The sequence below is a fragment of the Streptomyces sp. OR43 genome (genome assembly GCF_008042275.1).
Classification (GTDB): domain Bacteria; phylum Actinomycetota; class Actinomycetes; order Streptomycetales; family Streptomycetaceae; genus Streptomyces.
Genome location: NZ_RDBK01000112.1, coordinates 1 through 4,710 on the forward strand (window position 1 = coordinate 1; position 4,710 = coordinate 4,710).

General features: G+C 75.5%; 5 protein-coding genes. All 5 read right to left on the bottom strand.

Annotation, left to right across the window (positions count from 1 at the left end):
- Nucleotides 1-204, bottom strand: a 204-nt coding sequence (locus EAO72_RS42635) for a hypothetical protein (protein WP_222724176.1), incomplete at its 3' end; no start/stop codon positions are given.
- Nucleotides 201-1,367: a MinD/ParA family ATP-binding protein gene (locus EAO72_RS41265; RefSeq protein WP_148022516.1), complete on the bottom strand. Its 1,167-nt coding sequence runs from the start codon at nucleotides 1,365-1,367 to the stop codon at nucleotides 201-203. The genes EAO72_RS41265 and EAO72_RS42635, both read right to left, overlap by 4 nt.
- A gap of 62 nt (nucleotides 1,368-1,429) precedes the next feature.
- Complete coding sequence (gene eccD / locus EAO72_RS41270) at nucleotides 1,430-2,770, bottom strand: type VII secretion integral membrane protein EccD (RefSeq protein WP_148022517.1); 1,341 nt, start codon at nucleotides 2,768-2,770, stop codon at nucleotides 1,430-1,432.
- A 143-nt stretch (nucleotides 2,771-2,913) separates the two neighbouring features.
- Nucleotides 2,914-3,222, bottom strand: a complete 309-nt coding sequence (locus EAO72_RS41275) for a hypothetical protein (RefSeq protein WP_148022518.1) — start codon at nucleotides 3,220-3,222, stop codon at nucleotides 2,914-2,916.
- A 97-nt stretch (nucleotides 3,223-3,319) separates the two neighbouring features.
- Nucleotides 3,320-4,687, bottom strand: coding sequence for a PucR family transcriptional regulator (locus EAO72_RS41280; RefSeq protein WP_261991878.1), 1,368 nt, complete (start codon nucleotides 4,685-4,687; stop codon nucleotides 3,320-3,322).
- Nucleotides 4,688-4,710: the final 23 nt, after the last annotated feature.

Consider the following 4,710-nt stretch of genomic DNA (forward strand, 5'->3'; position numbering starts at 1 on the left):
GAGCTGTCGGCCGAGGAGCGCGAGCGGCGCGGGCGCGCGGACGTACTGAACCCGTCGCCGTACTCCCTGTACGACATCGTGCGCGACCCGGCCCGGCTCTGGGAGCGGCGACGGGTCGACGACGACTTCCTGCGGGTACGAGGGCGTGCTCGGGGGCGCCGTCGGAATCGGCTGGATCGGAGGCATCGGCTGCATCGCGGTCACCGGCGCTTCTGGGAGAGCTCGAACACCTCGGCCGCGAGCCGGGTGGCGGCCAGCCGCGTCGGCCGGGCGAGCAGCTCGGTGCGCAGGGCCCCGCCCGCCGCCAGATGCCGGTCGTAGGGCAGGACGTGGACGCTCGCACCGGTGGACCGGAGCCGTTCGGCGGCCGCCTCCACGTCGATGCCGGGGCGCGCGGCCATGCTGGACAGGACGACCACGGTCCCGGCGATCACATGACGGGGCAGCCCTTGCAGCCACTGCAGCACCGCGTACGTGCTCGTGACGCCGTCCAGTGTGGCGGGAGCGGCCAGCACACGGGCCTGGGAGGCCGAGAGGGCGACGCGGGCGACCTCGGCGGGCAGCGTCTCGCAGTCGACCACCGTCACGCTGAAGTAGCGCCGCAGCGCCACCATGACCCGTTCGTACGTCGCGGTGTCCAGCATCGCCCCGATCCGGCCCTGGCTGCCGGGCAGCAGCCAGGCGTTGTCGGGGAGCTGGACCAGGTAGCCGGTGACGTCGAGCAGCGACATCTGCGGCTCCACGATGTCCGCGAGATCGGCGGTGGTCCACCGCAGCGTCTCGGCGCCGAGCCGCAACGGCAGCGAGCCGAGGGCCGGATCGGCCTCGACGAGGAGGACGGGGTCCTGACGGTAGTGCGCGTAGGCCGTGCCGAGCAGCGCGGCGACGGTCGTCTTGCCCGCGCCGCCCCGGATGGACGTGACGGCGATCTGCCGCCCGGTCGTGACCGGCCGTTGCAGTACCTCGGCGGTACGGGTGAGGTCGGCGACCTCGCGCGCCGTGGAGGAGGAAACGATTCGGCGCAGTGCGCGCGAGGCCCGGACGGCGAGGGGCTCACCCCGCTGTGGCCGCCGCGCCGCACCGGCCAGCTCCCGGTCCACGACGGCCCGCGAGTCGGGTGCGGCGAGACGACGGGCGCCCGGGGCCGGGGCGTTCCGCGGCTGCGTGGCGGGGCTCGGCACCTGTACCGGTGCGGGGCCGGAGGCGGGCGCTGACGCGGGGGCCCGCGTCTGCACGGGCGCCGCAGCCGGCCGTACGCCGGAGTCCCGCGCGTCCTGGATGTCTCCTGTGCCCTGTGCGCCCCGCGGGGCGGCGGTGCCGCTCAGGTCACGCAGCACATCGCTCTGCCAGTTGTCCGCGTTCGGCATGTCCGTCCTTCATCTCCGCTTCGATGCCCCGCCCGGAGCGCCCGCGCACGTGGTGTCAGTCGTCAGAACTTGTTGAGCAGCTGTCCGTACATGCCGAACACGCCGACGGCGAGCGGGAAGAGTCCCACCACGCCGATGGACTCGACGAGGTCGGCCGTGCGCCGCAGCCGGACCCGTACGTGCTCCGGCGGCTCGACCGCCAGCGCGAGCAGGGGCAGCAGCGCCGCCGCGCACAGCACGGCGATGGGACCGGTGCCCCCGGCGTGGTCCATCCAGAGCATCACCAGCCGGACGACGAGGACGGCGGCGGCCGCGAAGAGGGCCACGACCTCGGCCACCAGCGGGAACGCCCGGGCACGCGACAGGAGCACCACCGCCACCAGCGAGGGCAGCAGCACGGTCCACACGGTCGGCCGGGCGGCCAGGGTGAGGAGCCAGCCGGCGGCAGCCGCCGACACCGAGGTGGCGAGCGTCGCGAGGGCGAGCCCGCGATGGGTGGCCGCCAGTGCGTTGCCGACGTCGTGACGGCTGACGGACACCCCGCCGGAGCGCCGGTCGTCGAGCGCGGTGAGCCCCGAAGCCATCAGGGCGATCCGGGGCAGCAGACCGAGGAGCACCACCGAGAGCACGGCCATCACGGCACCGAGACGCGCCGGATCGGACGTGGCGGCGGCGACGCACTCCCAGACCACGGTCAGGGCGGCCGTGGCCAGCGCGCCGATCAGGCCGCCGCGTCCCAGCGGCGAAAAGACACCGAGCAGCGCGAGCGACAGGACGACCGCGCCCGCCACGGCGGCCAGCCGGAGCGCTCCGGACCAGTCGTACGCGTCGGCCGCGGTCCAGGCCGTGAGGATCCCGAGCCCGCTGGAGGCAAGCAGCAGCGCGGTCGCCAGACCCCGGTTGCCCCGTCCGAGCCGGGCCACGAGCGCCCCGGCCACCAGGAGTGCGGCAGTGACGGCACCCAGGGCGCCGGCCAGCGCGGTGAGCGGGAACTCGCGGCGCGCGAGCAGTGCGGCGACCACCGCGAAGGCCACCGTCGACGCACCGGCGCCGACCCGCCGTGCGGCCGGACGCCAGCGCCAGGTCTGGAGATCGAGGCTGTCGGCCACCTGGTCCGTGACATCGTGGACCACCGGTGCGGGGGGCGCGGCGTGCGCCCGGACGAGCCGCAGCACGGCGCCGTCGCCGATCCCGGCCGAGGCCAGGGTGCTGTCGTGCGGCAGCGCCGAGCCGTCCGCGGTGAGCAACTGCCGGGTCAACGGCCGCGAGGCGGCACGGTCGTCCAGCAACTGCAGGATGTCCGGAAGGAGTTGCCCGACCGGGGTGTCGGAGGGCAGCACGATGTCGGCCCGACGCCGCTCGCCGACCAGGGTCACCCGGCTCATTTCCGCCCGGGAAGTCATTGCTGTACTCACCACTTACGAAAACCTATCATCGCGATTTCCTGGAATTTCGGGCCAATTGGGCAAAGCGAACCAACCGAATCAAGCCGTCCCGTGGAATTCGGAGCAGAGCCGGTGAATCCCGGTACGCGCGAAAGAACTGCCTACGGCTGCGTCGGCCGCACCGAACCGGCCGGGGCGGAGGGGGACGGTGAGGGCCGGTCATACCGCTGCGCCTGCCGCTGCTGTTTCTCCTGCTCGGCCTTCTGCTTGTCCAGGGTGTGCTGGAGGAACGACCACCCCACACATCCCGCGCACAGCACCGCCGTGATCGCGATCCCCGCGAACACCTTTCCCAGGCGTTCGTCGGCCGTCCGCCGCGCGCGCTGGGCGCCGAACAGGAGCGCATCCCGCATCCTGCGTCGGCGTACCCCTACCGATTCCAGTAGCTGACTGTCGTAATCCCGTGCCATGCGGCCCCCCTTTGCCACTGCAACATATGTCATGTGCCGAGGGGCCGAGTGCATCAGGGGGCCGGAACCGGGGTCCTCGGGCCGGGAGCGGGCGCGATCACTCCTGCCGCAGCGCGAGCCACAACTCCGTACGCACGTCCATGTCGTCCAGGTCCGTCCCGAGCAACACCCCGCACCGCGCGATGCGTTGCCGGACGGTGTTGCGGTGGACGGACAGGGCCACCGCCGTGCGGTCCCAGCTGCCGTGCAGGGAGAGCCAGCAGCGCAGGGTCTCGGCGAGCGGCTCGGTGAGCGGGGCGAGGAGTTCGCGGGCGCGGTCGGCCGCCGGACCGGGCGGGAGCAGCGCGGCGAGGCCGGACACCGGCGCGTCCACCACCAGCGGGGTGCGGGTCGCCTCCGCCCGGCCGAGAGCACGCGCGGCCCGGGTTCCGGCGGCCGCCAGGGCGTCGGCCGGGGCGGGGGCGGAGGCGCCGAGCGTCCAGCCCGGCTGCGGGGCGATCCGGCCGGCGCCCGGCACCAGGACCCGTACCGCCTCGTCGCCCCGGTCCGCGTCCACGAGCGCCGAGCCCAGGGCCGCGCCGAGCGCGCCCGCGGTGAGCGGGTCCGCCGCGCCGCCGCCGCTGCGGCGCGCGTGCACGACCGTCCACGGCCCGTCGCCCGCCAGCAGCGGCGCGACGTCCGCCGGGTCCGCGCCGAGCAGCAGCCGGACGAGCGCCGCCGAGCGTGCCGCCGCGTCGGCCCCCTGGTGCGGGGCGGCCAGCAGGGAGAGCAGGACGACCGCGATCCCGGCGACGGTGTGGTCGCCCGCCTCGCGGTGGCCCGTGGCCAGGGTCAGGGCGAGGCCCTGCCCCCCGCCCAGCGCGTAGGCCGACAGCTGGGCCCCGCCCACGGTGTCGGTGGCCGAGGCGGGCGCGGGGCGGGCGCTCGGGGCGAGGACCCGGGCCAGCCGGGCCAGGGCCGCGCGCACGTCCGGGGCCGGCGGGCTGCCCGCCGCGTGCAGTTCCTCGCCCTCCGCCGTCACCAGGGCCGCCCGCCCGGAGAGCCGGACCGCCAGCTGGTGCAGCACCGCGGGGATCGGGTCCGGCCGCGCCGCCGCCGAGGCCAGTGCCTGCTGGGCCCGCGTCACCCGGCGCAGCTCACGGTGGCGCGCCGCGGCCATCAGCCCCCACACCGCCCGCGCGATCGCGGTGAACGGGGTCCCCGGTGGCACCTCCACCAGCGGCAGCCCGTACCGGTCGCAGGCGGCGACCAGGGCCGGCGGCACCGCCTCGTGCACCGGCCGCACCCCGAAGCCGAGCGCCGCCGCTCCCGCCTCCACCAGCCGGGCCACATACGTGTCCGGGTCCGTGAGCAGCACCCCGGCGCTCAGCAGCAGCTCGCCGCCGAGCAGGTACGGGCTGCCGCTGGTGGAGGTGCCACCGGGGACCCCGTTCACCGCGATCGCGCGGGCGGTGTGGGGGCTGATGGCCGCGGCGCGCCACCGTGAGC